Source organism: Geodermatophilus sp. SYSU D01186 (assembly GCF_054050215.1).
This window is the reverse complement of the sequence record NZ_JBJGYW010000002.1, coordinates 77,856-104,480: the sequence shown is the minus strand read 5'-3', so window position 1 is coordinate 104,480 and position 26,625 is coordinate 77,856. Positions and strand designations below refer to the sequence as shown.

Below are 26,625 nucleotides of genomic sequence, written 5' to 3'. Positions count from 1 at the left end.
CTGTCCTCGGCCATCGGCCCGGACACTATCAGCCGCGTGTCGGGGCGCCTCCCGGTGCACTGGAGATACGCCCGGACGTGGGTGGCGCGGGGGGCTGGACGTAGTACAGACGGCGGGTCCAGACCCACCTCTGCTGGACGACGCTCCACAGCAGCGCGCCCACGACGACGACCCATGCGAAGGTGCGCCGGTCGAGCCAGCCCTCGGCCGGCAGCGACTGCAGGACCGCGGCCAGGACCACGATCTTCACGAGGAACGAGCCCATCGCGGCGGGCAGCGTGAAGGCGTCGCCGTGCCGGCCGGCCCACGCGATGACCAGCCCGGACAGCGCGAAGAAGGCGGTGACCACGGCGGCACCGAGCAGCACGGCCAGTGCGTCGTCCCACCCGCCGAGCAGCCCGGCGACGGGGGCGGCGACGACGGTGAGCGCCGCGGTGACCGCCGTCCCCACCCGGAGGAAGGAGAGGTCCCAGGGGGCCTCCCGCTGAGGGTCGGTGCCGGTCATCGGACTCCCTGCCCCGCCCCGGCGGCATGCGGGGACGGCTCGTCGGCCACGTCGGGGCGGCCGGAGGTGGTCGAGGTGGCGGCGCGGGAGGCCCGCGCCGTCGGGTGGTCGGCGCGGCTGCGCCGGCGTTGGGCCGCGAGCTCCGCGGCGCGGGCCTCCCGCGCGGCTCGGCGGGCCCGGGGGCTGAGGACGACGACGACGCCCACGACCAGCAGGACGCCGATCGCGACGAGCAGCTCGGCCCGGCCCCCGGTGATCGACAGCGCGACCGCGCCGAAGGACAGCAGCGCCGCCCAGAAGTACATGACGAGCACCGCACGCCGGTGCGAGTGGCCGATCGCCAGCAGCCGGTGGTGCAGGTGCATCTTGTCCGGCGAGAACGGCGACTGGCCCCGCAGGCTGCGGCGGATCACGGCCAGGACCAGGTCGATGAACGGGATGGCCAGGACGGCGACCGGCACGAGCAGCGGCAGCGCCAGCGGCAGCAGGTTGGCCGCGGAGTCGAACGACTGCGGGTCCACCCGGCCGGTCGCCGTGACCGCGGCCGCCGACAGCATGAGGCCGACCAGCATCGACCCGGAGTCGCCCATGAAGATGCGCGCCGGGCTGAAGTTGTGCGGCAGGAAGCCCAGGCACGCCCCGGCCAGGACGGCGGTGATGAGGGCCGGGGCGCTGGCCACCTCGTCGTAGCCCACCAGGCCGAGGTTGTAGCTGTAGGCGAAGAAGGCCAGCGCGGCCACGGCCGAGACACCCGCGGCCAGCCCGTCGAGGCCGTCGATGAAGTTCAGCGCGTTCACGGTGAGGACGGTCAGCAGGATCGTCAGCGGGACCCCGATGGAGGGGCCCAGCGACAGCGTCCCGATGTCGGCGACCGGCAGGAACACGAACGCCAGCTGCACGCCGAGCAGCACCATGACGCCGGCCGCGGCGATCTGGCCGGTGAGCTTCGTGAGCGCGTCGAGGCCGAACTTGTCGTCGAGCACGCCGAGCGCACAGATCAGCCCGCCGGCGGCCAGCACGGCGGCGGTCTGGGAGTCCTCGAAGGTCCTCTGCAGCGCGGGAAGCCGGGTGGCGACCAGGATCGCGGCCGCGACGCCCAGGTACATGGCGACCCCTCCCCCGCGCGGGGTCGGGATGACGTGCACGTCGCGCTCGCGCGGGGCGGCCATCATCCGCAGCCGGATCGCCGCCATCCGCACCACCGGGGTGGCCAGGAAGGTGACCAGCCCCGCGGTGAGCAGGACGACGACGTACTCGCGCATCGGTCAGGCGGGTCCGGGAGCGGCGACGCGCGTCCGGCCGGCGGAGGAGCCGCAGGAGGTCGTGCTCATCGCGGCGGATCTCCCGGGGCTCGGCGACGGACGGTCGCCCAACGGTATCTCTCCGGCCTGCCCACCACCGGCACCCGCGTGCCCCGTGGCCCGTCCGCGGCGGACGGGTCCTCCCTCAGTCGGCCAGGTCGGGCACGACCTCGCGCAGCCGGTCGAGCGGGACGGCGCCGATGCGGAGCACGCGGGGCACGGGGGCGGTGCAGTCGACGATCGTGCTGGGGGCGGAGTCCGCACGGGGACCACCGTCGAGGACCACGGCCGCGCGGGTGCCCAGCTGGGCGACCGCCTCGTCGGCGGTGGTGGCGGCCGGCCGGCCGGAGCGGTTGGCGCTGGACACCGCCAGGGGCCCGGTGCGGCGCAGCAGGTCGCGGGCGACCTCGTCGTCGGGCAGGCGGACGGCGACGGTCCCCTCGGCGTCCCCGAGGTCCCAGGCCAGGGACGGCGCGTGCTCGAGGACGAGGGTGAGCCCCCCGGGCCAGAACGCCTCCGCGAGCTTCTGGGCGGCCTCGGGGACGGTGAGCACCAGGCCGGCCAGGGTCGACGCCTCCCCGACGAGGACCGGGACCGGCATCGTGCGCCCCCGGTTCTTCGCGGCGAGCAGGGCCATCACCGCCGACGGGTCGAACGCGTCGGCGGCCACGCCGTAGACGGTGTCGGTGGGCAGCAGCACCAGCTCGCCGCGCCCGATCGCCGCCGCGGCGGCGTCCAGCCCGGCAGTGCGGGCGTCGGGGTCGGAGCAGTCGTAGGTCGCCGGGGTCGAAGGTGAGGCCACGAGGCCGCAGTCTGTCATCCCGCCGTGCGGCGGGCGGTGGTGAACCGGGGGCGGCCGGCGAGGTCGCCGTGGTCGGCGACGTCGTCGAAGCCGCCCTGCGCGCGGACCAGCGCGGGCAGCGCACTCCCCTGCTGGTCGGCGTGCTCGATGCCCAGGTGGCCACCGGGCCGCAGCAGCCGCGCGGCGGTGCGCAGCAGGCCGCGGACGACGTCGAGCCCGTCGGGGCCGCCCCACAGCGCCAGCGGCGGGTCGTGGTCGGCGACCTCGCGCGGCACGCGGGCGTCGTCGGGCACGTACGGCGGGTTGGAGACGACGAGGTCGACGCGCCCGTCCAGGTCGGTCAGCAGCTGCGGGGAGGTCATGTCGCCCCCGAGCACCTCGACCGGGGGGTCCCCGGCGGCGGCCCGGGCGGCGGCGTTGTGGCGGGTCCACTCGATGGCGCCGGCGTCGCGCTCGACGGCGAGGACGCGGGCGGTGCGGTGCTCGTGGGCGATGGACAGCGCGATGGCGCCCGAGCCGGCGCCGAGGTCGACGACGAGGGGCTCCACGACACCGGCCAGTCGCCCGAGGGCCCACTCGACCAGCAGCTCGGTCTCCGGCCGCGGGACGAACACCCCCGGACCGACGGCGAGCTCCAGGTGCCGGAACGGGGCGCGGCCGGTCAGGTGCTGCAGCGGCACCCGGCTGGCGCGCAGGTCCAGCAGCCCGTCGAACCGGGTCGCCGCGTCGTCCGCGACCGCGTCGAGGGTCAGCAGGCCGGTGCGGGGAACGCCGACGACGTGGGCCAGCAGCAGTTCGGCGTCCACCCGCGGGGACTCGACGCCGGCGTCCGCCAGCCGGCGGGCGGCGTCGGCCAGGAGGCTGCGCGCGTTCAGGAGCCGGCCGCCAGCAGCTCGGCGGTGTGCGCGCGGGTCAGCGCGTCGATGACCGGGTCGAGCTCGCCGTCGAGCACGGCGTCGAGGTTGTGCGCCTTGAAGCCCACGCGGTGGTCGGAGATCCGGTTCTCCGGGAAGTTGTAGGTGCGCACCCGCTCGCTGCGGTCGACGGTGCGGACCTGGCTGCGCCGCTGGTCGCTGGCCGCGGCGGCGGCCTCCTCGCGGGCGGCGGCCAGCAGCCGGGAGCGCAGGATGCGCAGCGCCGACTCGCGGTTCTGCAGCTGGCTCTTCTCGTTCTGGCAGCTGACCACGATGCCGGTGGGCAGGTGGGTGATCCGGACGGCGGAGTCGGTGGTGTTCACGCTCTGCCCGCCGGGACCGGACGAGCGGAAGACGTCGATGCGCAGGTCGTTCGGGTCGACGGTGACGTCGACCTCCTCGGCCTCGGGCAGCACGAGGACGCCGGCCGCGGAGGTGTGGATGCGGCCCTGGCTCTCGGTGAGCGGCACCCGCTGCACCCGGTGCACACCGCCCTCGAACTTCAGCCGCGACCAGATCCCGTCGTCCGTGCGGGACTTGATGGCGACCGACACGTCCTTGAACCCGCCCAGGTCGGCGTCGACGGCGTCGATGACCTCGGCCGACCAGCCGCGGCGCTCGGCGTAGCGGAGGTACATGCGCAGCAGGTCGCCGGCGAACAGCGCCGACTCCGCACCGCCCTCCCCCGCCTTGATCTCGAGGATGACGTCCTTGTCGTCGTCGGGGTCCTTGGGCAGCAGCTGCTCGCGCAGCCGCTCCTCCAGCTCGACGATCCGCTGCTCCAGCGCCGTCGCCTCCGCGGCGAACGAGGCGTCCTCGGCGGCCAGCTCACGGGCGGCGGTGAGGTCCTCGCGGGCGGCGTCCAGCCCGCGCTTGGTCTCGACCAGGGGCGCCAACTGGGCGTAGCGGCGGCCGAGCCGGCGGGCGCGGCCGGCGTCGGCGTGGACGGCGGGATCGGCCAGCTCGATCTCCAGGGCGGCGTGCTCGGCGAGCAGACCGGACAGACGGTCGGGCGCGGTCTCGGGAGGGCTGCTCAACGGGGTGGCTCCGGGAGGGGGCGGTCCCCGCGGGGACCGGCGGGAGTGGGGCTGGACACGACGACGGCGCCCGCCCCACACGAGGTGGGACGGGCGCCGTCGGGGGTGCTACTTGCCGGCGGTGCGCTTGCCGAACCGCTTCTCGAAGCGGGCGACGCGGCCACCGGTGTCCAGGATCCGCTGCTTGCCCGTGTAGAAGGGGTGGCAGGCGGAGCAGGTCTCGACGGTCAGCGTGCCGCCGGGCGCCGTGCTGCGGGTGGTGAAGGTGTTCCCGCAGCCACAGGTCACCGTGGTGGTGTGGTAGTCGGGGTGGATTCCGGGCTTCATCTCGCCTCTTCCGGGGTCTGTGCCGTACTGGTCTGTCGAACGCCGGCGGCCGGCCGGGCATTCCGGCCGCGCAGCGGGGCTCAGTCGCTCAGTATCCCTGATGCGCGAGCCCCGCCGGCGGCCGCCCCGTCGTGGGAGGACGGGGCCCTCGTTCAGTCGCGCTCGGGTCCCAGCGTCGTCTTCTGGATCTGCATGAGGAACTCGATGTTGTTCCGCGTCTTCTTGAGCTTGTCCAGCAGCAGCTCGAGGGCCTGCTGGGGCTCGAGCGCGGCGAGCACCCGGCGCAGCTTGATGACGATGGCCAGCTCGTCGGGCGACATGAGGATCTCCTCCTTGCGCGTGCCCGACGCGTTGACGTCGACGGCCGGGAAGACCCGCTTGTCCGCCAGGCGGCGGTCGAGCTTGATCTCCGCGTTACCGGTGCCCTTGAACTCCTCGAAGATGACCGTGTCCATCGTGGACCCGGTCTCCACCAGCGCGGAGGCGATGATGGTCAGCGAGCCGCCGTTCTCGATGTTGCGGGCGGCGCCGAGGAAGCGCTTGGGCGGGTAGAGCGCCGTGGAGTCGACACCACCGGAGAGGATGCGCCCGCTGGCGGGGGCCGCCAGGTTGTAGGCGCGGCCCAGGCGGGTGATCGAGTCCAGCAGGACGACGACGTCGTGGCCCATCTCGACCAGGCGCTTGGCCCGCTCGATGGACAGCTCCGCGACCGTGGTGTGGTCCGACGGCGGCCGGTCGAAGGTCGAGGCGATGACCTCGCCCTTCACCGAGCGCTGCATGTCGGTGACCTCCTCGGGCCGCTCGTCGACGAGGACGACCATGAGGTGGCACTCGGGGTTGTTCGTCGTGATCGCGTTCGCGAGCGACTGCAGCACCATGGTCTTGCCGGCCTTCGGCGGGCTGACGATCAGCGCGCGCTGCCCCTTGCCGATCGGCATGACCAGGTCGATGACCCGGGTGGTCAGCTGGTGCGGCTCGGTCTCCAGCCGCAGGCGCTCCTGCGGGTAGAGCGGGGTCAGCTTGGTGAACTCCGGACGCTGCCGGGCCTGCTCGGGCTCCAGGCCGTTGACGGTGTCCAGCCGGACCAGCGCGTTGTACTTGTCCTTGCGCTCGCCCTCGCGCGGCTGGCGGACGGCGCCGGTGATGGCGTCACCGCGGCGCAGGCCGTAGCGGCGCACCTGCGACAGCGACACGTAGACGTCGTTCGGGCCGGTCAGGTAGCCCGACGTCCGGACGAAGGCGTAGTTGTCGAGGACGTCGAGGATGCCGGCGACCGGCAGCAGGACGTCGTCCTCGCTGACGGTGGGCTCGCCCTGGTCGAAACGCTCGCGGCCGTTGGCGCCGCGGCGGTTGCGGTCCCGGTAGCGACGCCCGCGGCGGCCGCGGCCGCCCTCGAAGTCGTCGTCGTCCTCGTCGTTGCGGTCGTCGGCACGGCCGCGGTTGTCGTTGCGGTTGTCCGGCCGGCCGCCCCGGTCGTTGCGCTCGGCGCGGTCGGGGCCACGGTTGCCGTCGCGGTTCTCGCGGTTGCCGCGCTCGGCACGCTCGCCGCCCTCGCGGTTGCCGTCGCGGTTCTCGCGGTTGCCGCGCTCGGCACGGTCGCCGCCCTCGCGGTTGCCGCCGTCGCGGTCGCCGCGGTTGCGGTTGCCGCGCTCGCCGCGGTCGCGGTTGCGCTGCGGACGGTCCCCGTCGGCGCGCTCGCCGTCGGTCCGCTCGGAGGCGGGAGCAGCCGTCTCGGCAGCCGGCGCCTCGGCGCGCGGCTCGACCGCCGGGGCCGGGGCCTCGGTCGCCGGGGCCTCGGTCGCCGAGGCCTCGGTGGCCGGGGCCGCGGCGTCGACCGCGGGGGCACCCGCGGGCCGGCTGGCCGCGCGACGCCGCCGCGGGGCGGGCTCGGCCGGGGTGTCGGCCGGCGCGGTCACCGGACCGCTGTTGGCCCCGCCGCTGACCGGCGCCTCGAGCGGCGCGGCCGTGGCGGCGACGCCGCGGGCGGCGTCGGCGCCCTGGGGGCTCTCGGTGGCCCTGCTCTCGGTGGACGCGGCGCGCTCGGTGCCGCGGGCCGTGGGGATGCCGGTGGTCCGGCCCTCGGCCGACGCGGCGGGGCCGCTGCCCTCGCCGCCGACCTGGCGGGCGGAGATGGCGGCGACCAGGTCGCCCTTGCGCATCCGGCCGGTGCCGGAGATGCCGAGCTCGGCCGCCAGCCGCTGCAACTCGGGCAGCAGCATGCCGGACAGCCCGCTGCCGCGGCGACGGGTCCGGCCCGCCGTCCCAGAAGCGGCAGATGCCTCGTCGGTCCCGGCACCCTGGGGCGCGGCGACGAGGTCGGTGGTCTCGCTCACGTACAGGTCCTTCCCTGCGGAGACCTGCGCCTACCAGCGCAGGGGGTGACCCGGTTCCCCCTCGGTCCGGCCCGGGAGCGGGACAGCACGGAGAACGGGATCGATGAGGTGCGAGGCGGAATCTGCGGCGACGGAATGGATTTCGTCTGCAACGCCCCGCGCGAGGCTCGCCCCTGAGGGCGGCTACGCCGTGAGCCTAAACCGCGCTCACGGACACGACAACACTGGTGAGTACCGGTGTGTTCCTCGTTACCGAGACGATACCTGAACGGGCCGGTCCAGGACGGCGGCGCCACCTGCGTCGACGTCCAACGGCAGCACCGACCACCCCGATGGGGTGAGATCGGCCACCTCCCGCACGGCGACCGGCTCCTCCGCCGTCTCACCGGGGGCGCGGCGGGCCAGCACGCAGACGCTGGGCCCGGCGCCGGAGACGACGGCCGCGTGCCCGGCGGAGCGCAGCCGCTCCAGCAGCGTGAGGGTGTCGGGCATGGCCGCGGCGCGCTGGCGCTGGTGCAGGCGGTCGTCGGTCGCGTCGAGCAGCAGGTGCGGCGCGGTGGTCAGCGCGTGGGTGAGCAGCGCCGCCCGGGAGGCGTTGAACACCGCGTCCCCGTGCGGCACGAGCTCGGGCAGGAGGCTGCGGGCCACGTGCGTCGAGAGCGTCACCTGCGGCACGAGGACGACGGGCACGACGTCGGCGTGCACCGCCAGCCGCTCGGCCCGCGCCCCGCTGGGCGTCGTCCACGACAGCGTCGCCCCGCCCAGCAGGCACGGCGCGACGTTGTCGGGGTGGCCCTCCATCTCGGTGGCCAGGTCGAGGGCGGCGGCGAGGTCGACCGACTCGGCGTCCGGGCACAGCGCCCAGGCCCCGACGATGCCGGCGACGACGGCGGCCGCCGAGGACCCCATCCCCCGGCCCTGCGGGATGGTGTTCTCCGCGACCACGCGCAGACCCGCGGGGCGCCAGCCGAGCCGCTCGCAGGCCGCGCGGAACGCCCGGACGACGAGGTGCGACTCGTCGGCGGGCAGGCTGTGCGCACCCTCGCCGGTCATGACGACCTCCAGCCCGCCCGCGGTGCAGGTGAAGTCGAGGGCGTCGTGGCGCGCCAGCGCCAGGCCGGCGCAGTCGAACGCCGGGCCCAGGTTGGCGCTGGTCGCGGGGACGCGCACCCGCACCGAGGCGTCGGCCGGTGCGCTCACAGGCCCAGCTGCGCCGCCGCGACGGCCGCGTCGACCGGGACGGTCACCGGCGCCGGGGCACCGGAGATGGCCCACTCCGGGTCCTTGAGGCCGTTGCCGGTCACCGTGCAGACCACCCGCTGGCCGGGCTCCAGCCCGCCGGCCTGCGCCACCTTGAGCAGCCCGGCGACCGACGCGGCCGACGCCGGCTCGACGAAGACGGCCTCGGTGCGGGCCAGCAGCCGGTAGGCGGCGAGGATCTCTCGGTCGGTGACGCTGTCGATGAGCCCGCCGGAGTCGTCACGGGCGGCCAGCGCCTTGGTCCACGACGCCGGGTTCCCGATGCGGATGGCGGTGGCGATGGTCTGCGGGCGCTCGACGACCCGGCCGGTGACGATCGGCGCCGCGCCGGCGGCCTGGAAGCCCCACATCCGGGGCCGCTTCGTGGCGGTGCCGTCGTCGGCGTACTCCCGGTAGCCCTGCCAGTAGGCGGTGATGTTGCCGGCGTTGCCGACCGGCAGGCAGTGGATGTCCGGGGCGTCGCCGAGCACGTCGACGATCTCGAACGAGGCGGTCTTCTGCCCCTCGATGCGGTACTGGTTGACGCTGTTGACCAGGCTGACGGGGTAGTCGATCGCCAGCTTGCTGGCCAGCGCCAGGCAGTCGTCGAAGTTGCCGTCGACCTGCAGCAGTTTGGCGCCGTGCACGAGAGCCTGGGCCAGCTTGCCGAGCGCGATCTTGCCCTGGGGCACGAGGACGGCGCAGACCAGCCCGGCGCGGGCGGCGTAGGCGGCGGCGCTGGCGCTGGTGTTGCCGGTGGAGGCGCAGATGACCGCCTGCGAGCCCTCCTCGACGGCCTTGGTGATGGCCATCGTCATCCCGCGGTCCTTGAACGACCCGGTCGGGTTGGCGCCCTCGACCTTGAGGAAGACCTCGCAGCCGGTGCGCCGGGACAGCTCCTGCGCCGGGACCAGCGGGGTCGCGCCCTCCTGCAGCGTCACGACCGGGGTGGTGTCGCTGACCGGCAGCCGCGAGCGGTAGGCCTCGATCAGGCCCGGCCACAGCGGCGACACGGTGCCCCGGACGGGCAGCTGGGTCGTCATGAGAGTCCCTCCACACGCAGGATGCTGGTCACGCCGCGGACCGCGGGCATCTCCCGCAGCGCGGTCACCGTCGCCGACAGTGCGGCGTCCGGGGCGCTGTGGGTGACGATGACCAGCGTGGCGGCGTCGCCGTGCCCGTCCTGGCGGACGGTGGCGATGCTGACGCCGTGGCGGGCGAACTCCTGCGCCACCGTCGCGAGCACGCCGGGCTTGTCCGCGACGTCCAGGCTGACGTGGTAGCGGGTCGGGGTCTCGGCGATCGGCCGCGCGGGCAGGCCCGCGTAGGTGGTCACCCCGGGCCCGGCCACGCCGGCGACGCGGTTGCGCGCGACGGCCACCAGGTCGCCGAGCACGGCGCTGGCGGTGGCGTCACCGCCGGCCCCCTGGCCGTAGAACATCAGCTGGCCGGCGGCCTCGGCCTCCACGAAGACGGCGTTGAACGCCCCGCCGACGGCGGCCAGCGGGTGCGTCGTCGGGATCATCGCCGGGTGCACGCGGACGGCGACCGAGTCGCCGCCGTCCCCCGGCACCCGCTCGCAGATGGCCAGCAGCTTCACCGTGCAGCCGATCTCCGCGGCGCGGGCGACGTCGGTCGCGGTGACCGTGGAGATCCCCTCGCGGTGGACGTCGGCGGCGGTGACCTCGGTGTGGAAGGCCAGCGAGGCGAGGATGGCGGCCTTCGCGGCGGCGTCGAACCCGTCGACGTCGGCGGTGGGGTCGGCCTCGGCGTAGCCGAGCTCGGTCGCCTCGGCCAGCGCCTCGGTGAAGCCGTGCCCGGTCTCGGCCATGCGGGACAGGATGTAGTTCGTCGTCCCGTTGACGATTCCGACCACGCGGCGCAGCTGGTCACCGGCCAGGGACTCGCGCAGCGGGCGCAGCAGCGGGATCGCGCCGGCCACCGCGGCCTCGTAGTAGAGGTCGACGCCGGCCTTGGCGGCGGCGGCGTGCAGCTCGACGCCGTCGTCGGCGAGCAGCGCCTTGTTGGCGCTGACCACCGACTTGCCCGCCTCGAAGGCGGCCAGCAGCAGGGAACGCACCGGCTCGATGCCGCCGATCACCTCGACGACGAGGTCGACGTCGGGCCGGGTCACCAGCCCGTGCCCGTCGGTGGTGAGCAGGTGCGCCGGGACGTCGGGGTGCCGGTCGGGACGGCGCACGGCGACCCCGGCGACCTCGACCGGCCGGCCGATGCGGGCGGCGAGGTCCTCGGCCTGGTCCTCCAGCCGGCGGAGCACGGCGCTGCCGACGGTGCCGCAACCGAGGAGGGCGACCCGCAGGGGCGTGGTGGTCACGAGGTCACCCCCGCCGGGTGCTCGGGCGCGGGCTGGTCGATCGCCGGCGAGGGCGCGGGCACGTCGGCGAGGACGGCGTCGAGGGCGAACACGTCCGACAGTGTCTGACGCCGGACCACCTCCGTGGCGACGCCGTCCCGCACGGCGACCACCGGGGGCTTGAGCAGGTAGTTGTAGTTGCTGGCCATCGACCAGCAGTACGCGCCGGTGGCGGCGACGGCCAGCAGGTCGCCGGGCTGCACGTCCGAGGGCAGCCACAGGTCGCGGACCAGGACGTCGCCGCTCTCGCAGTGCTTGCCCACCACCCGGCACAGCGCGGGCGGGGCGGTGGAGACGCGGTTGGCGAGCACGCAGGTGTAGGCGGCGTCGTAGAGGGCGGTGCGGATGTTGTCGCTCATCCCGCCGTCGACGGAGACGTAGTTGCGCACCAGCGGCGCGCCCGGGGTTCCGCTGGCGCCCAGCCGCACGGGCTTGATGGTGCCGATCTCGTAGAGGGTGACCGTGCCCGGCCCCGCGATGGCCCGGCCCGGCTCGACGGCCAGCCGCGGCACGGGCAACCCGGCCATGGCGCACTCGGCCTCGACCACGGCGCGCAGCCGCCGCGCGACGTCGGCGGGGCTGACCGGGTCGTCCTCGGCGAGGTAGGCGATCCCGAAGCCGCCGCCGAGGTTGAGCTCCTCGAGGACGTGCCCGGTGGCCTGGTGCACCTGTCCCATCAGCCCGACGACGCGGTGCGCCGCGGCCTCGAAGCCGGCGGTGTCGAAGATCTGCGAGCCGATGTGGCTGTGCAGGCCGGTCAGCCGCAGCGCGGGCTCGCGGATCACCCGCACGGCGGCGGTCAGCGCGTCGCCGGTGGCCAGCGAGAAACCGAACTTCTGGTCCTCGTGCGCGGTGGCGATGAACTCGTGGGTGTGCGCCTCGATGCCGACGGTGGACCGGATGAGCACCGGTACCGGCGCGCCGCCGGCGGCCACGCGCGCGGCCGCGAGCGGGACCAGCCGCTCGATCTCGTCGAAGGAGTCGAGGACGACGTGCCCGATGCCGGAGTCGACGGCCAGCTGCAGCTCGACGACGGACTTGTTGTTGCCGTGCAGCGCGATCCGCTCGGCCGGGAACCCGGCGGCCAGGGCGAGGGCCAGCTCGTTGCCGGAGCAGGCGTCCAGGTGCAGGCCGTCCGCGGCGATCCAGCGGGCCACCTGGCCGCAGAGGAACGCCTTGGAGGCGTAGTGGACGTCGGCGCCGTCGAAGGCCGCGGCGAAGTCGGCCGCCCGGCCCCGGAAGTCGCCCTCGTCGAGGACGAACAGCGGCGTGCCGTGCGCGCGGGCCAGCTCGGTGACCGGCCGGCCGCCCAGGTGCAGCTCGCCGTCGACGCGGGTCGCGGAGCGCGGCCACACCGCCGGCGCGAGCGCGCCGAGGTCCTCCGGCGGTGCGCCGGCCGCCGACGGCGGGGTCAGCCCGCCGTGCAGCGGGCCGGCGGGGTGCGCCCTCACATCCGCTCCGGGGCGGTCACGCCGAGGACGCCGAGGCCGTTGCGCAGGACGACGGCGGTCGCGGAGCACAGCCACAGCCGGGCGGTGGTCAGGGGCGTCGGCTCCTCGTCGCCGCGCGGCAGCACCCGGCAGTTGTCGTAGAACCGGTGGTAGGTGCCGGCCAGCTCCTCGAGGTAGCGCGCCACCCGGTGCGGCGCGCGCAGCTCGGCGGCCGAGGTCAGCACCCGCGGGAACTCCCCGATCGCCCGGAGCAGGTCGTTCTCCCGGTCGTGGGTCAGCTGCGCGGCGTCGACGTCCCCGGCCCCACCGAGTACCAGGCCGAGGTCGGCGGCGTTGCGCAGCACCGAGGAGATGCGGGCGTGCGCGTACTGCACGTAGAAGACCGGGTTGTCGTTGGTCTGCCGGCTCCACAGGTCGACGTCGATGTCGATCTGCTGGTCGACCGAGGCCCGGGCCAGGGCGTACCGGGCGGCGTCCACACCGATCGCGTCGACCAGGTCCGACAGCAGCACGATCGTGCCGGCGCGCTTGCTCATGCGCACCGGCTCGCCGCCCTGCAGCAGGTTGACCAGCTGGCCGATGAGGATCTCGAGGTGGGTGTCGGGGTCGTCCCCGGCGGCGGCCACCAGGGCCTTGTAGCGGCCGACGTACCCGGAGTGGTCGGCGCCCAGCATGATCACGACCCGGTCGAAGCCCCGGGCCCGCTTGTCCAGGTAGTAGGCGCAGTCGGAGGCGAAGTACGTCGTCTCGCCGTCGGCCTTGACCAGCACGCGGTCCTTGTCGTCGCCGAAGTCGGTGGTGCGCAGCCACACCGCGCCGTCGGCCTCGTAGACGTGCCCCTGGTCCCGCAGCCGCGCCAGCGCCTTCTCCACCGCACTGGTCTCGTACAGCGACTTCTCGCTGAACCAGACGTCGAAGTCGACCCCGAAGTCCTCCATGGACCGGCGGATCTCGTCGAGCATCAGCGCGACGCCGCGGTCGCGGAAGACCTGCAGCTGCTCGGCGTCGTCCCGCCCGAGGACGTCGGGCTCGAGCGCCTGCACCTGCGCGGCGATGTCGGCGATGTAGGTGCCGCCGTAGCCGTCCTCGGGGACCGGCTCGCCCCTCGCCGCGGCCAGCAGGCTGCGCGCGAAGCGGTCGATCTGCGCGCCGGCGTCGTTGATGTAGTACTCGCGCGTCACCTCGGCGCCGCTGGCCTCCAGCAGGCGGCCGATCGCGTCGCCGACCGCCGCCCACCGGCTGCCGCCGATGTGCACGGGCCCGGTCGGGTTGGCCGAGACGAACTCCAGGTCGAGGCGCTGACCGGCGAGGGCCTCGGTGCGGCCGTAGGCCTCCCCCGCGCGCACCGCGTCGACGGCGATCCGGCCGAGCGCGCCCTGGGCGAGGGTGATGTTCAGGAAGCCGGGGCCGGCGATGTCGACCGACGCGATGCCCGCGGAGGCGCGCAGCTCCCCGGCGAGCACCTCGGCGACCTCGCGCGGCGGGCGGCCGGCGGGCTTGGCCAGGCGCAGGGCCACGTTGGTGGCGTAGTCGCCGTGCTCGGGGTTCTTCGGCCGCTCGACGAGGACGTCGGCGGGGACCTCGACCGACAGCGCGCCGCGCTCGACGGCGGCGGCCACGGCGGTCCGGACGACGTCGCGCAACTGCTCCGGTGTCACCGCACGAGCGTACTGACCGCCGCGGCGTGTCCCGGAGCCGTCCCTGCGGCGACCTGCGTCACCTCCGGCACGGGCCTCGCCTCACGGGGGACTGCCAGCTCCCAGCCCTAGACTGGCCTCCCGGGGAGGGGCACACGGCCCGATCCCCCGGGGCCGGTGTCCGGCGCGGGCGGTGCGCCCGGCCGGACGCATCGCGCGGTCCCCGAGGACCGAGCACGAGGAGCAGGCCGTGGCCAACGACCGCAAGCCCCAGGACGGCCGCGCGCGCGGCGGGTCCGGCAAGCCGGGTACCGGCGGCCGGCCGGGCGCCGGCGGCAAGGGCGGTCGCACCCGGCCCCCGGTGACCAACGTGGTCAGCCCGCAGCGTCCGTGGGGCCTGATCGCGGCGGCCGTGGCCGTCGTGGTGTTCGCCGCCGCCGTCATCACCTACGCGGTGGTGCAGGTGCGCGAGGCCGACGAGGCCCGGGTGGACTCGGTGGACGAGATCGCCGGCGTGCAGACCTTCGACTACGACGCCGGGCAGGAGCACGTCACCACGCCCGTGCAGTACGAGCAGTCCCCGCCGGTGGGCGGTCCGCACGACGGCGAGTGGGCCGACTGCACCGGCACCGTCTACGACGTCGACATCCGGCACGAGAACGCCGTCCACAGCATGGAGCACGGCGCGGTCTGGATCACCTACGACCCCGACGCCCTCTCCGCGGACGACGTCGCCACGCTGGCCGACGTGGCCGAGGAGTCCGGCCGGATGCTGTCGCCCTACGCCGGCCAGGACTCCCCGATCAGCCTGCAGTCGTGGAACCACCAGCTGAAGGTCGACTCGGTGACCGACCCGCGGATCGTGCAGTACGCCGACTTCATGACCTTCAACGCCGAGTTCTACCCCGAGGTGGGCGCGAGCTGCGAGAACCCGCAGTTCATCAGCGACCCGCTGACGGTGGACGACGGCAGCCGCGGCACCGAGGCCATGACGACCGACGCCCCGACCACTCCGGAGGCCGGGGCCGAGACCGGCACCCCGTGACCGCCGGCCCTGCCTCGCGGGGCCGGGGGCTGCGGAGCGCGCTGCTGGCGGTGATCGCCGTCGGGCTGGTGCTGCTGGGGGGCGGGGTGGCGGTCGCCCTGGGCATCGGCCGGGACGACACCCCGGCCACCCCCACGGCGGACTCCGTGGACGCCGGCTTCTCCCGCGACATGGCGCGCCACCACCTGCAGGGGGTGGAGATGGCCAACCTGGCCCTGGAGCGCAGCACCGACCCGGAGGTGCGGCAGCTGGCCTTCGACATCTCCGCGACGCAGACCAACCAGGTGGGGCGGATGCAGGGCTGGCTGTCGCTGTGGGGGCTGCCGCCGTCGGGCGGCGAGACGATGGCCTGGATGGACGACCCGACGATGGCGCACGGCCACGACGCGGCGGGCGGGCTGATGCCCGGGATGGCCACGGAGGAGGAGTTGGCCGAGCTGCGCGGCCTGTCGGGCACCGCGTTCGACGTCCAGTTCCTGCGGCTGATGATCCGCCACCACCAGGGCGGCAGGGAGATGGCGGAGTACACCGCCGAGCACGCCACCGTGCCCGCCGTCGCGACGCTGGGCCGCTCGATCGCCGAGACCCAGACCGCCGAGGTGACGACGATGACGCGGATGCTCACCGCCCGCGGCGGCATCCCGCTGCCGGCTCCCTGAGAGCCGCCGTCGGCCGGTCCGGGGCGGGCTGGTAACTTCTTCCTCGCCCCACCGCGAGCCCCCGTAGCTCAGGGGATAGAGCACCGCCCTCCGGAGGCGGGTGCGCAGGTTCGAATCCTGCCGGGGGCACTCCAGCAGGACACGTCGAGGCCCTGCCGGCCCGGGAACGCCCGGTGCCGGCAGGGCCTCGGCCGTCTCAGCTGGTGAGCAGGCCGCCCTCGACCGGCAGCGTGGTGCCGGTGACGTAGCCGCCGGCGTCGCTGACCAGGAACACCAGCGCCGCGGCCAGCTCGTCGGGGTCGCCCTTGCGGCCGGCCAGCACGCGCGAGAGCTGGCCCTCGATGTAGCCCTCCGGGTACTGGTCGGTCATCTCCGACTCGAAGAATCCCGGCGCCAGCGCGTTCACCCGGATGCCCCGGCGGCCGGTCCACTGCTGGGCGAGGTCCCGGGTCAGCCCGATGAGGCCCGCCTTGCTGGCCGCGTAGGCCGCCTGCGGCAGCCCCGCCGTCGTCAGGCCCAGGATGCTGGAGATGTTGACGATGGAGCTGCCCGGCTGCATGACCCGCGCGGCGGCCTGCGCCATCCAGTAGCAGCCGTTGAGGTTCACGTCGATGACCGACCGGAACTGCTCCGGGGTCTCGCGGGTGGCCGGGACGGCGGTGCCGACGCCGGCGTTGTTCACCAGGACGTCGACCCGCCCGAACTCGGCCATGGTGGCGTCGACGAGCCCCTGGCAGTCCTCGGGCAGGGCGACGTCGGTGCGCACGGTGATCGCCCGGCGTCCGGCAGCCTCGACCGCCTTCCGGGTGCCGGCGAGCCGGTCCTCGCGCCGGGCACCGAGGGCGACGTCGCAGCCGGCCTCGGCCAGCGCCCGGGCGAAGACGGCACCCAGCCCGGAGGACGCCCCCGTCACGATCGCCACCCGGCCGTCGAGCCGGAACATGTCGAGGATCGTCCTGCCGCTCACGTGCGCTCCCGTCGTCGGTGACCTTCCGGTCGCGAGCCTGTCGGTCGCAGCCCCGATGCGCCACCTCGCCGGGGGTGTGGGGTAGACCACATCCCAGCCGGGTAGGGGCCCTCCCCCAGGCCGAGCACCCGGCCCCAGGAGAGGGAGCGCGCCGATGACCAACCTCGCGCAGCACCTGCTCGACACGGCCTCGGCGCACGGCGACCGCACCTCCCTGCGCATGGACGACGCCGTCCTCACCTACGCGCAGTTCCGCGACGACGCCGCCGCGGTCGCCGCCGGCCTGCGCGACCGCGGGGTGGCACCGGGCGACCGCGTCGGACTGGTCCTGCCCAACGTGCTGAGCTTCCCGGTCGTCTTCTACGGGGCGCTCCTGGCCGGCGCCGCCGTCGTCCCGATGAACCCGCTGCTCAAGGCCCGGGAGGTCGAGTACTACCTGCGCGACTCCGGCGCCCGGCTGGTCGTCGCCCTGGACTCCGTCGCCGACGCCGCGACCGAGGCCGCTGGCGTCGTCGGGATCGAGGCGGTGACGGTCGGGCCGGCCGGCCCCGGGGAGGCGCTGCGCGGCACCCCGGACGGCGACGTGGTCGACCGGGGCGACGACGACGCGGCGGTCATCCTCTACACCTCGGGCACCACCGGGCCGCCCAAGGGCGCCGAGCTCACCCACGCCAACCTGCGCGGCAACGCCCGCACCACGCAGGAGACGCTGCTGGAGGGCACGCCGGACGACGTCGTCATGGGCTGCCTGCCGCTGTTCCACGTCTTCGGGCTGACCTGCGCGCTCAACGCCGCCGTCCTGGCCGGGTCGTGCCTGACCCTGCTGCCGCGGTTCGACGGCGCGAAGGCGCTGCAGGTGATCGGGCGGGACCGGGTGACGGTGTTCGAGGGCGTGCCGACGATGTTCGCCGCGATGCTGCACTCCCCCGACGCCGGCCACGCCGACGTCTCCAGCCTGCGGGTGTGCATCTCCGGCGGGTCCGCGATGCCGGTCGAGGTGATGCGCAGCTTCGAGGAGACCTTCGGCTGCATCGTGCTCGAGGGGTACGGGCTGTCGGAGACCTCGCCGGTGGCGTCGTTCAACCACCCGCACGCCGAGCGCAAGCCGGGCACGATCGGCACCCCGATCCGCGGCGTGGAGATGCGCCTGGTCGACGACGAGGGCCGCGACGTCCGCGAGGGGGACGTCGGGGAGATCGCGATCCGCGGCGAGAACGTCATGAGGGGCTACTGGAACCGGCCCGAGGAGACCGCGAAGGCCATCCCCGACGGCTGGTTCCGCACCGGCGACCTCGCCCGCCGGGACGCCGACGGCTACTACGCCATCGTCGACCGCAAGAAGGAGATGATCATCCGCGGCGGCTACAACGTGTACCCGCGGGAGATCGAGGAGGCGCTCTACGAGCACCCGGCGGTCGCCGAGGCCGCGTGCGTCGGCGTCCCGCACCCCGAGCTGGGTGAGGAGGTGGCCGCCGCCGTCGCGCTCAAGCCGGGCGCGCAGGCCGACCCCGCCGAGCTGCAGGCCTGGGTGAAGGAGCGGGTCGCCGCCTACAAGTACCCGCGGCACGTCTGGCTGGTCGAGACCCTGCCCAAGGGCCCGACCGGCAAGATCCTGCGCCGCGCCGTCGAGGTCCCCCAGGAGGTCGTGAAGTGACGCAGCAGCTGGACACCAGCCACCTGGGCGAGGCCCTGGGCACCGACTTCTTCTCGGTGCGCGAGCAGTTCACCGAGGAGCAGTGGGAGAAGTTCATCACCGTCCGCCGGTTCGTCGACCGCGAGGTGCTGCCGGTCGCCGGGGACTACTGGGAGCGCGCCGAGGTGCCGTGGCCGCTGATCCGCCGGCTGCCCGAGCTCGGCATCGTCGGCGGCAGCATCAAGGGCTACGGCGCGGCGGAGCTGAGCCCGATGGCCGCCGGGCTGGTGCAGATGGAGCTGCACCGCGGCGACGGCAGCCTGGGCACGTTCGTCGGCGTGCACGCCGGCCTGGCCATGCAGTCGATCGACATGTGCGGCTCGGAGGAGCAGAAGGCCCGCTGGCTGCCGAGGATGTCGACGCTGGAGAAGACCGGCGCGTTCGCGCTGACCGAGCCCCAGCACGGCTCGGACTCCGTCGCCCTGGAGACCACCGCCCGCCGCGAGGGCGACACCTGGGTGATCGACGGCGCCAAGCGGTGGATCGGCAACGGCTCGCTGGCCGACCTGGTCGTCGTGTGGGCGCGGGACGCGGCCGACGGCCAGGTCAAGGGCTTCGTCGTCGAGACGCCCGCCGACGGGTACGAGGCGACGGTCATCACGGGGAAGGTGTCGCTGCGGTCGATCTGGCAGGCCCAGATCGAGCTGCGTGGTGTCCGGGTTCCCGAGGAGAACCGGCTGCAGGAGGCGCACAGCTTCGCCGACACGGGGCGGATCCTGGCCACCACCCGCGGCGCCTGCGCGTGGATGGCGCTGGGCCACGCGACCGCCGGCTACGAGGCCGCGCTGACCTATGCCAAGGAGCGCCGGCAGTTCGGCAAGCCGCTGGTCAGCTTCCAGATCATCCAGGAGCGGCTGGTGCGGATGCTCGCCGACCTCACCGGCATGCAGCTCTACTGCATGCAGATCGGCCGGCTGGCCGAGGCGGGACGGCTCTCCCCCACCGTCGCCGGGCTGGCCAAGATGCACAACACCCGGACGGCGCGGCACATCCTCGCCGAGGCCCGCGACATGCTTGGCGGCAACGGCATCCTGCTGCAGAACCACGTCATCCGGCACATGGCCGACATCGAGGCGATCCACACCTTCGAGGGCACGGAGACGGTGCAGACCCTCATCGTCGGCCGCGACATCACCGGCGTCGGCGCCTTCACCTGAGCCCACCCACCGGGGAGGAACCGTGGCCGACGCCCGACCGCCACTGTGGCGGCAGGCCTTCGACGCCGCCGAGCGGCGGGTGACCCCGCGCGCCGAGGAGTTCGTCCGCAGCGACGCCTTCTCCATCGGCGCCGCGCTGCTGCGCCGGGCCACCACCGTGGCCCGGGGCTCCGCGCGCGGGGCCACCACCCGCTTCTGGCACCTGCTGGACCTGCCGGCCGGCACCGACGTCAGCCGGCTGCGCGCGCAGGTCGGTGCGCTGGACCGGGAGGTCCGGCGGCTGACCCTGCAGCTGGAGGCGGAGAGACGCCCGTCCGAGGAGAGCCATGCCGACAGTGCCGAGTCCGCAGACGGTCCTCGACCGCGTCCGGCGGGACGTCGAACGCAACGCCCTCCGCGCCCGTAACGGGCTCAAGCTGGTCGGCGGGCTGGACCGGCCCGGCGTCGGGCTGACCCCCAAGGACGTCGTCTGGCAGCGCGGCCGCACCCAGCTGTGGCACTACCGCAACGAGGACGTGCGGTACTCCCCGCCGCTGCTGATCGTGTTCAGCCTGGTCAGCCGCAGCTACGTCCTCGACCTGACGCCGGGCAACAGCTTCGTGGAGCACCTGCTGGCCGCGGGCTTCGACGTCTACCTGCTCGACTGGGGCGAGCCCGACGAGCGCGACGCGGCCAACACGCTGGAGGACTACGTCGACGACTACATCCCCGCCGGCATCGAGCGGGTGCGGCAGGTCTCCGGCGCCGCCGAGGTGACGATGGTCGGCTACTGCTTCGGCGGCGACCTCGCCCTGCTGCACGCCGCGCACTCCCCCGACTCCCCGCTGCGCAGCCTCACCGTGCTGGCCACCCCGGTGGACTTCCGGCACATGGGCCCGCTGGCCGACCTGTTCCGGGTCGGTGGCCTGGAGGTCTCCTCGGTGCTCGACGCCTCCGGCAACGTGCCGCCGCAGGTGGTGCTGCGGGGCTTCCGCGCGCTGACCCCCACCTCGGAGGTGACCCGGTACGTGACGCTGTGGGAGCGGCTCTGGAACGACGAGTACGTCGCCGCGTACCAGGCGATGACCAGCTGGTCGGACGACCACGTGCCCTTCCCGGGCGCCGCGGCGGAGGAGACGGTGCGGATGCTGGTGCGCGACAACGGGATGGTCACCGACCGGCTCACCGTCGGCGGCGACCGCGTCCACCTCTCCGACGTCCGCGTGCCGTTCCTGACCGTGCGCGCCGACCGCGACCACATCGTGCCGCCCGAGGCGACCGCGCCGCTGATCGGCCTGGTCGGCTCCCCCGACAAGCACGAGCTGCGGCTGGCGGCCGGGCACATGGGCCTCGTCGTCGGCCGGACGGCGGCCCGGACGACGGTGCCGACGATCATCGACTTCCTCCGCCGGCGCAGCGAACCCGTGGGGGCCGCGCGGTGACCGAGGTCGTGGAGCTCTCCGACGCGCACTGCGACGCGCTGCTGCGGTTCTTCGGCGGCCTGCCCGAGGGCGACCGCACGTTCATCCGGGAAGAGGTCACCGACCCCGACGTCGTCCGCGGGTGGGCGGCCGGCGGGACCCCCGGCGTCCGGCGTTGGGTCGCCCTGGACGCCGACGCGGCGGTGACCGGCTACGTGGCGGTGCTGCGGCTGCCGGGCTGGTCCGACCACGTCGGGGAGGTGCGCCTGGTCGTCGCGCCGGACAGCCGCGGCACCGGGCTCGGCCGCGCCCTGGCCCGGCACGCGCTGGCCCAGGCCGTCGAGTCCGGGGCCACCAAGCTGGTCGTGGAGGTCGTCGCCGAGCAGGGCGCGGCGCTGGCGCTCTTCACCGACCTGGGCTTCAGCGGGGAGGCGCTGCTGGTCGACCACATCCGGGACCGCGACGGGCAGCTGCGCGACCTGCTGGTGCTGGCCCACCACGTCCGCGACACCTGGGCGGGCATGGATGCCGTCGGCCTGACCGACACCCTCGGGGACGGCGCGCCCTGAGCCGGCCGGGCCGTCCGTGGGTGCCGGTCGCGGCGACGCTGTTCGCCATCGGCTGGGGTGCCAACCAGTTCGTCAGCCTGCTGGTGGCCTACCGGGAGCGCAGCGGGCTGTCGGTGGCCACCGTCGACGCGCTGGTCGGCGTCTACGCCCTCGGCCTGATCCCGGCGCTGCTGGTCCTCGGCCCCGTCTCCGATCGGCACGGGCGGGCACCGGTGCTGCGCGCCGCGCTGCTGGTCTCGCTGGTCGCGACGCTGGTGCTGCTGCTCGAGGGCCTGCCCGCGCTCTACGCCGGCCGGTTCCTCGCCGGCCTGGCCAGCGGCGCCGCGTTCGCCGCGGGCAGCGCGTGGGTGGAGGAGCTGTCGACCTCGCCCTGGGACCCGGCCGCCCCGGTCGGCGCCGGCGCGCGCCGGGCGGCCATGTCGCTCACCGCCGGCTTCGGTCTGGGCCCGGTCGTCGCGGGGCTGATCGGCCAGTGGGCGCCCGCACCGCTGGTCACGGCCTACCTGCCGCACCTGGCCGTCGTCCTCGCGGTCCTCGTGCCGCTGTGGCGGGCGCCGGAGACGGTGGCCGACGCCGGGCCGGACACCGGCTCCCTGTGGTCGCGGATGCGCGTGCCGTCGGCCCGCGACCGCCGGTTCCGCCGGCACGTGGCGCCCGTGGCCCCCTGGGTGTTCGGCGTGGCGACGATCTCGATCGCCGTCCTGCCGGGGCTGGTGCGCGAGTCGACCGCTGGCTGGACGGTGGCCTTCAACGCCGCCGTCGCCGGCGTCACCCTCGGCAGCGGCGTCCTGGTCCAGCCCCTCGCCCGCCGGCTGGCGGCGGCCGACACCCGCCGGGCGTCGGCGCTCGGGATGGTCGCCGTCGTGGCCGGACTGCTCGTCGCGGCGGGGGCCGCCGCCTGGACGCAGCCGGTGCTCGTCGCGCTCGCCGCGGTCACGCTCGGCTGCGGCTACGGCCTCTGCCTGGTCGCCGGGCTGCTGGAGACCCAGCGCGTCGCCCCACCCCGCGAGCTGGCCGGGCTGACCGCCGTCTACTACGCGCTGACCTACCTCGGGTTCGCCGCCCCGGTCGTCCTCGCGGCGCTGGCGGCGTTCGTGCCGTACGCGGCCCTGCTCGCCGGCCTGGCCGTCCTTGCCGCCCTCACCCTCGCCCTCACCGGGCGGGTGGCAGCGCGACCGTCCCCGGACCGACCCCCGGTCGCTCCCTGACCGTCATCGGCAGGTCACCTCGGCCGGTCACGCTCGGCGCATGCGGGTCCGCCCGGGCCCTGAGCCCTCCGGAGGTCCGTGGTGCCCCGACCCGACGTGCTGCCGCCCGACCGCTCCCGCCTGCTGCGTTCCGGTGCCGTGCTCGCCGCGGAACGGCTGCGCCCCGGCAGCGCCCGGCACCGGGCGGTCTGCGGTGCCGCGCGGCTGCTGACCGGCCTCGGTGTGCGGGTCGCCGTGCGGACGCCGGCGGTCGCCTGGCCGCGGACCGGCCACGGACCGGGCGCTCTCCTGGTGACCAACTCCGTGTCGCCGCTGGACCCGCTGGTGCTGCTCACCGCCGTCCCGGGGGCCCTCGTCGCGGGCGCGGACCGGGTGGCCGGGGTGCCGGTCCCCACCGTCCCGGCGACCGTCGCCGCGGTCCGCGCCGCGCTGGCCCGCGGGACGTCGGTCCTCGTCCGCCCCGAGCTCCCGGCCGGTGGGCGGGCGACGCTGGGCCGCTTCTCCCCCGAGCTGTTCGCCGCCGCCGCCGACACCGGCGCCCCGGTGTGCCCGGTGGCGCTGCGCTACCAGGGGGACGGCGGCACCCCGCCGCCGGCGCCCGGTGGCCGCTCCCTGCTGGCGGCACTGCGCTGGATCGGCACCGCGCGGGACGTCGTCGTCGAGGTGCAGCCCCTGCCCGCCCTCGGCTCGACCGGCGCGACCGCCGACGAGCTCGCCACCCTGGCCGAGTACGCGGTGGCCGCCGAGCTGGAGGCCGGCCCTCGACCCCCGGTGCGGGTGGCGGTGCCCGGGCCGCGCTGAGGATGCCCGGCTCAGCCGGCGACGGCGGCGGCCAGCGCGGCGCGTTCCTCGGCCTCGAGGCTGGCGAACGGGTGGTCGACGACGTACAGCCAGCTGCCGCCGGGCTGCCGCCGGGCGACCTCGGCGGTGATGGCCGACATCGACTGGTCGCCCACGGTGAGCGTCCACTCGTTGCTGAGGATCGCCAGGTCACCCGCCTCGATGGCGTAGCGGCTGCGGACCGTCATCCGGCCCTTCATCTCGAGGATCCCCGCCCACGCCGCGCGGATCGCCTCGGGCCCGGTGGCCGTGCTGCCGTCCAGCTCCACCAGGGCGGCGTCCGGCGCGTAGAGCGCCAGGAGGCCCTCCAGGTCCTGGTCGTTGTGCCGGGCCTCGAGGGCCGGGTGGATCTCTGCGAGTGCGACGCCGCGTGTCATGGCCTCTCCCCACGTGCGGTGCGGAGCCGCCGACGGTAGTGCGGTGGTTGGCCGGGGCGACCCCGTCCGGCGGCGGTCAGACCCGCGGCCGGGCGCGGCGTCGTCGGCCGGCGTGTGGTGGTGACCCGGCGTGCGCCCTCAGCGCTCGACGACCCGCCCGTCGTCGACCGCGATCCGGCGGGTGGTCGCGACCGCGTCGAGCATCCGCCGGTCGTGGGTGACCAGCAGCAGCGTGCCCTCGTAGCCGGCCAGCGCCTGCTCGAGCTGCTCGATCGCCGGCAGGTCCAGGTGGTTGGTCGGCTCGTCGAGCACCAGGACGTTCACCCCGCGGGCCTGCAGGAGGGCCAGCCCGGCGCGGGTCCGCTCCCCCGGGGAGAGGGTGTCGGCGGGGCGCAGCACGTGCTCGGCGGTCAGCCCGAACTTGGCCAGCAGGGTGCGCACCTCGGCGGTCGGCCAGTCGGGGACCTCGGCGGAGAACGCCTCGAGCAGCGTCTCCGACCCGAGGAACGCCTGCCGAGCCTGGTCGATCTCACCGATCCGCACCGACGGCCCCAGCGCGGCCCGCCCCTCGTCCAGGGGCACCCGCCCCAGCAGCGTGGCCAGCAGGGTCGACTTGCCCGCGCCGTTGGGGCCGGTGATCGCCACCCGGTCGCCCCAGTCGACCTGCAGGTCCACCGGCCCGAGGGTGAACCTCCCCCGCCGCACCACCGCGCCCGACAGCGTGGCCACGACGGCGCCGGCCCGGGGTGCGGCGGCGATCTCCATGCGCAGCTCCCACTCCTTGCGGGGCTCCTCGACCACCTCCAGCCGCTCGATCCGCCGCTCGGTCTGGCGTGCCTTGGCCGCCTGCTTCTCCGCGGTGGCCCGCTGGTGGGCCCGGATGTTCTTGTCCGGATCGCCCTTGCGCACCGCGTTGCGCACGCCCTTGGCCATCCAGTTGCGCTGCATGCGGGCCCGTCCCTCGAGCCCGGCCCTCGTCTCGGCGTACTCCTCGTACTCCTCGCGGGCGTGCCGGCGGGCGACCTCCCGCTCGACGAGGTAGGCCTCGTAGCCACCGTCGTGCACCCGCACCAGCTGCTGGGCGAGGTCGAGCTCGACGACCCGGGTGACGGTGCGGGCCAGGAACTCACGGTCGTGGCTGACCACCACGATCCCGCCGCGGGCATCGGCGACGAACCGTTCCAGCTGCTCCAGGCCCACGAGGTCCAGGTCGTTGGTCGGCTCGTCGAGCAGGAGGACGTCGTAACGCGACAGCAGCAGCGCGGCCAGCCCCACCCGCGCGGCCTGCCCGCCGGAGAGGCCGGTCATCGGCGCCTCCAGCGACACCCCCGGCGCCACCTCGGCGACCACCAGCTCCGCCCGCTCGTCGACGTCGGCGCCGCCGAGCGCCAGCCAGCGCTCCAGTGCCTCCCCGTAGGCGTCGTCGGCACCGGCCGCCCCTGCAGTGAGGGCCTCGGTGGCGGCGTCGAGGGCGGCCTGCGCGACCGCCACCCCGGTGCGGCGGGCCAGCGCGGCCCGCACCGTCTCCCCGGGACGCCGCTCGTGCTCCTGCGGCAGGTACCCGAGGGTCGCCGTCGGCGGGCTCACCGTCACGCTGCCGGACTCCGCGGGCAACTCCCCGGCGAGGGTGCGCAGCAGCGTCGACTTCCCAGCGCCGTTGACGCCGACCAGCCCGACCACGTCGCCGGGTGCGACGACGAGGTCGAGGTCGGAGAACAGGACGCGGGCACCGTGGCCGGCGGCCAGCCCACGGGCGACGAGGGTGGCACTCACGCACCCCACCCTCTCACCGCGCCGTCAGGGCCCCTCGTCGTCCTCCCGGCCGCCCCCCAGGACGTCGGCGGCCATCTCGTCGAGCATGCCCTCCAGGGCGTTGTCCTCCTCGCCGGGCGGACGCCGGCGGACCAGCCACGGCTGCAGCTCGTCGTAGCCCCGCACCGAGACCCGGCGCAGCGGGCGCACCCGGTACCGCGGCTGCGCGTGCAGCCGCCGGGCCAGCTCGCGGTCGACCAGCAGCGTCTCCGGGCGGGCGATCGAGGTCAGCCGGCTGGCCAGGTTGACCACCGGCGAGTAGACGTCGCCGAGGTGGGTGAGCACCGTGCCGTGGGCGGCGCCGACCCGCAGCGGCGGCCGGTCCTCCGCGTGCCAGGCCTCGGGCAGCTCCAGCCCGATCTCCACCGCGTCGACCGGTGACCCCGCCGTGTAGAGGACGCCGTCGCCGACGGACTTGACCACCCGGCCGTGGTGCCGGGCGATCACCTCGGCCGCGATGGCCTCGAAGTCCTCGACCATCCCGCCGAGCTCGCGGGCGCTCATGCCCTGGCTGCGGGTGGTGTAGCCGACCAGGTCGGCGAAACCCACCGACAGCTCGCGTCGATCGCCCGCGCCCGCGGCGCCCAGCAGCCGCTCGGCGTTGGCCGCCAGGTGCCGCCGCCACACGTAGTCCTGCACGGCCCGCAGCAGGGGCAGCAGCCGCCGGGTGCTCTCCGCGGCCCGCTCGACGTCGACGGCGCCCTGCTCCCCGGCCTCGCGCGTCAGGGTCTCGGCGAGCATGTCGGTCTGCCAGTCGGCCAGCCGGGCCAGCGACTGCGCCATCGCCCGCGCGATGGAGGCCTCGGTGCCCTCGTCGACGAAGCCGGCGTCGATCAGGGACGACAGCAGCCCGAGCGCCTGGACGTCGGCGTCGGTGAAGACCAGGTCGTCGTCGGCGGCGTCGGGGAAGCCCAGCGCCCGCCACAGCCGCTGGGTGCGCCGGGCCGGCATGCCGGCCTGCTCGGCCACCTGGAGCCG

General features: G+C 75.1%; 25 protein-coding genes and 1 tRNA gene. 10 read left to right on the top strand and 16 right to left on the bottom strand.

Translation table 11 applies throughout. The features are described from left to right. Positions 1-28 precede the first annotated feature (28 nt). From ACI784_RS01940 to argS, 12 genes are all read right to left on the bottom strand, one after another. A complete protein-coding gene (locus tag ACI784_RS01940) occupies positions 29-505 on the bottom strand; it encodes a hypothetical protein (protein WP_456922254.1) in 477 nt (158 codons plus the stop codon). Beyond that, positions 502-1,767 carry a glycosyltransferase family 4 protein gene (locus ACI784_RS01935; protein ID WP_456922255.1) on the bottom strand — a complete coding sequence of 422 codons (1,266 nt, stop codon included), beginning with the start codon at positions 1,765-1,767 and terminating at the stop codon, positions 502-504. Before ACI784_RS01935 ends, ACI784_RS01940 begins: the two co-directional genes overlap by 4 nt. A 184-nt stretch (positions 1,768-1,951) precedes the next feature. After that, entirely contained in the window at positions 1,952-2,608 is a 657-nt protein-coding gene (locus tag ACI784_RS01930) for an L-threonylcarbamoyladenylate synthase (protein WP_456922256.1), read from the bottom strand. A gap of 14 nt (positions 2,609-2,622) precedes the next feature. Then, entirely contained in the window at positions 2,623-3,465 is an 843-nt protein-coding gene (gene prmC / locus ACI784_RS01925; protein WP_457012450.1) for a peptide chain release factor N(5)-glutamine methyltransferase, read from the bottom strand. A gap of 14 nt (positions 3,466-3,479) precedes the next feature. Continuing rightward, a complete protein-coding gene (gene prfA / locus ACI784_RS01920) occupies positions 3,480-4,559 on the bottom strand; it encodes a peptide chain release factor 1 (protein ID WP_457012376.1) in 1,080 nt (359 codons plus the stop codon). Between the two features lie 108 nt (positions 4,560-4,667). Then, complete coding sequence (gene rpmE, locus ACI784_RS01915; RefSeq protein WP_456922258.1) at positions 4,668-4,886, bottom strand: 50S ribosomal protein L31; 219 nt, start codon at positions 4,884-4,886, stop codon at positions 4,668-4,670. A 152-nt stretch (positions 4,887-5,038) separates the two neighbouring features. Beyond that, a complete protein-coding gene (gene rho, locus ACI784_RS01910) occupies positions 5,039-7,219 on the bottom strand; it encodes a transcription termination factor Rho (RefSeq protein ID WP_457012375.1) in 2,181 nt (726 codons plus the stop codon). Between the two features lie 249 nt (positions 7,220-7,468). Continuing rightward, positions 7,469-8,419: a homoserine kinase gene (gene thrB / locus ACI784_RS01905; RefSeq protein ID WP_457012374.1), complete on the bottom strand. Its 951-nt coding sequence runs from the start codon at positions 8,417-8,419 to the stop codon at positions 7,469-7,471. Continuing rightward, the gene (gene thrC / locus ACI784_RS01900; protein WP_457012373.1) at positions 8,416-9,501 is read right to left on the bottom strand and encodes a threonine synthase; all 1,086 of its coding nucleotides are present in this window, start codon (positions 9,499-9,501) and stop codon (positions 8,416-8,418) included. The genes thrB and thrC overlap by 4 nt, the downstream gene beginning before the upstream one ends. Further along, complete coding sequence (locus ACI784_RS01895) at positions 9,498-10,793, bottom strand: homoserine dehydrogenase (RefSeq protein WP_456922262.1); 1,296 nt, start codon at positions 10,791-10,793, stop codon at positions 9,498-9,500. Before ACI784_RS01895 ends, thrC begins: the two co-directional genes overlap by 4 nt. Next, entirely contained in the window at positions 10,790-12,283 is a 1,494-nt protein-coding gene (gene lysA / locus ACI784_RS01890; RefSeq protein ID WP_456922263.1) for a diaminopimelate decarboxylase, read from the bottom strand. The genes ACI784_RS01895 and lysA overlap by 4 nt, the downstream gene beginning before the upstream one ends. Continuing rightward, positions 12,280-13,941 (bottom strand): arginine--tRNA ligase, encoded by a 1,662-nt coding sequence (gene argS / locus ACI784_RS01885; RefSeq protein ID WP_457012372.1) that lies wholly within the window; start codon positions 13,939-13,941, stop codon positions 12,280-12,282. Before argS ends, lysA begins: the two co-directional genes overlap by 4 nt. A 229-nt stretch (positions 13,942-14,170) precedes the next feature. Here argS and ACI784_RS01880 point away from each other — a divergent pair, with 229 nt between their 5' ends. From ACI784_RS01880 to ACI784_RS01870, 3 genes are all read left to right on the top strand, one after another. After that, positions 14,171-14,965 carry a DUF3105 domain-containing protein gene (locus ACI784_RS01880; protein WP_457012371.1) on the top strand — a complete coding sequence of 265 codons (795 nt, stop codon included), beginning with the start codon at positions 14,171-14,173 and terminating at the stop codon, positions 14,963-14,965. Continuing rightward, a complete protein-coding gene (locus ACI784_RS01875) occupies positions 14,962-15,624 on the top strand; it encodes a DUF305 domain-containing protein (protein ID WP_457012370.1) in 663 nt (220 codons plus the stop codon). The genes ACI784_RS01880 and ACI784_RS01875 overlap by 4 nt, the downstream gene beginning before the upstream one ends. A 57-nt stretch (positions 15,625-15,681) precedes the next feature. Continuing rightward, positions 15,682-15,753 (top strand) — tRNA-Arg (locus tag ACI784_RS01870). Positions 15,754-15,820: 67 nt separating this feature from the next. Here the strand turns inward: ACI784_RS01870 and ACI784_RS01865 are convergent. Continuing rightward, entirely contained in the window at positions 15,821-16,591 is a 771-nt protein-coding gene (locus ACI784_RS01865; RefSeq protein WP_457012369.1) for an SDR family NAD(P)-dependent oxidoreductase, read from the bottom strand. A 154-nt stretch (positions 16,592-16,745) separates the two neighbouring features. On the opposite strand from ACI784_RS01865, the gene ACI784_RS01860 reads away from it, so the two are divergent. From ACI784_RS01860 to ACI784_RS01830, 7 genes are all read left to right on the top strand, one after another. Next, a complete protein-coding gene (locus tag ACI784_RS01860) occupies positions 16,746-18,245 on the top strand; it encodes a long-chain-fatty-acid--CoA ligase (RefSeq protein ID WP_457012368.1) in 1,500 nt (499 codons plus the stop codon). After that, positions 18,242-19,441, top strand: a complete 1,200-nt coding sequence (locus ACI784_RS01855; protein ID WP_456922269.1) for an acyl-CoA dehydrogenase family protein — start codon at positions 18,242-18,244, stop codon at positions 19,439-19,441. The genes ACI784_RS01860 and ACI784_RS01855 overlap by 4 nt, the downstream gene beginning before the upstream one ends. 22 nt (positions 19,442-19,463) lie before the next feature. Beyond that, a complete protein-coding gene (locus ACI784_RS01850) occupies positions 19,464-19,847 on the top strand; it encodes a hypothetical protein (RefSeq protein WP_457012367.1) in 384 nt (127 codons plus the stop codon). Next, positions 19,768-20,862 carry an alpha/beta fold hydrolase gene (locus tag ACI784_RS01845; RefSeq protein WP_457012366.1) on the top strand — a complete coding sequence of 365 codons (1,095 nt, stop codon included), beginning with the start codon at positions 19,768-19,770 and terminating at the stop codon, positions 20,860-20,862. Before ACI784_RS01850 ends, ACI784_RS01845 begins: the two co-directional genes overlap by 80 nt. After that, positions 20,859-21,410, top strand: coding sequence for an N-acetyltransferase family protein (locus ACI784_RS01840; RefSeq protein ID WP_456922272.1), 552 nt, complete (start codon positions 20,859-20,861; stop codon positions 21,408-21,410). The genes ACI784_RS01845 and ACI784_RS01840 overlap by 4 nt, the downstream gene beginning before the upstream one ends. A 20-nt stretch (positions 21,411-21,430) precedes the next feature. Beyond that, the gene (locus tag ACI784_RS01835; protein WP_457012365.1) at positions 21,431-22,618 is read left to right on the top strand and encodes an MFS transporter; all 1,188 of its coding nucleotides are present in this window, start codon (positions 21,431-21,433) and stop codon (positions 22,616-22,618) included. 81 nt (positions 22,619-22,699) lie between these two features. Beyond that, positions 22,700-23,419 (top strand): hypothetical protein, encoded by a 720-nt coding sequence (locus ACI784_RS01830; RefSeq protein WP_457012364.1) that lies wholly within the window; start codon positions 22,700-22,702, stop codon positions 23,417-23,419. 11 nt (positions 23,420-23,430) lie between these two features. On the opposite strand, the gene ACI784_RS01825 is transcribed toward ACI784_RS01830, so the two are convergent. From ACI784_RS01825 to ACI784_RS01815, 3 genes are all read right to left on the bottom strand, one after another. Then, positions 23,431-23,835 (bottom strand): YybH family protein, encoded by a 405-nt coding sequence (locus ACI784_RS01825; protein ID WP_457012363.1) that lies wholly within the window; start codon positions 23,833-23,835, stop codon positions 23,431-23,433. A gap of 138 nt (positions 23,836-23,973) precedes the next feature. Further along, positions 23,974-25,608 carry an ABC-F family ATP-binding cassette domain-containing protein gene (locus ACI784_RS01820; RefSeq protein WP_457012362.1) on the bottom strand — a complete coding sequence of 545 codons (1,635 nt, stop codon included), beginning with the start codon at positions 25,606-25,608 and terminating at the stop codon, positions 23,974-23,976. 24 nt (positions 25,609-25,632) lie between these two features. Beyond that, positions 25,633-26,616, bottom strand: coding sequence for an adenylate/guanylate cyclase domain-containing protein (locus ACI784_RS01815; RefSeq protein WP_456922277.1), 984 nt, complete (start codon positions 26,614-26,616; stop codon positions 25,633-25,635). Positions 26,617-26,625 lie beyond the last annotated feature (9 nt).

Bases quoted from the DNA above. Each gene is read 5' to 3' on its own strand.
- ACI784_RS01825 (WP_457012363.1), bottom strand. From the start codon at position 23,835: ATGACACGCGGCGTCGCACTCGCAGAGATCCACCCGGCCCTCGAGGCC.
- ACI784_RS01940 (WP_456922254.1), bottom strand. From the start codon at position 505: ATGACCGGCACCGACCCTCAGCGGGAGGCCCCCTGGGACCTCTCCTTC.
- rpmE (WP_456922258.1), bottom strand. From the start codon at position 4,886: ATGAAGCCCGGAATCCACCCCGACTACCACACCACCACGGTGACCTGT.
- ACI784_RS01845 (WP_457012366.1), top strand. From the start codon at position 19,768: ATGCCGACAGTGCCGAGTCCGCAGACGGTCCTCGACCGCGTCCGGCGG.
- ACI784_RS01860 (WP_457012368.1), top strand. From the start codon at position 16,746: ATGACCAACCTCGCGCAGCACCTGCTCGACACGGCCTCGGCGCACGGC.
- thrC (WP_457012373.1), bottom strand. From the start codon at position 9,501: ATGACGACCCAGCTGCCCGTCCGGGGCACCGTGTCGCCGCTGTGGCCG.
- ACI784_RS01935 (WP_456922255.1), bottom strand. From the start codon at position 1,767: ATGCGCGAGTACGTCGTCGTCCTGCTCACCGCGGGGCTGGTCACCTTC.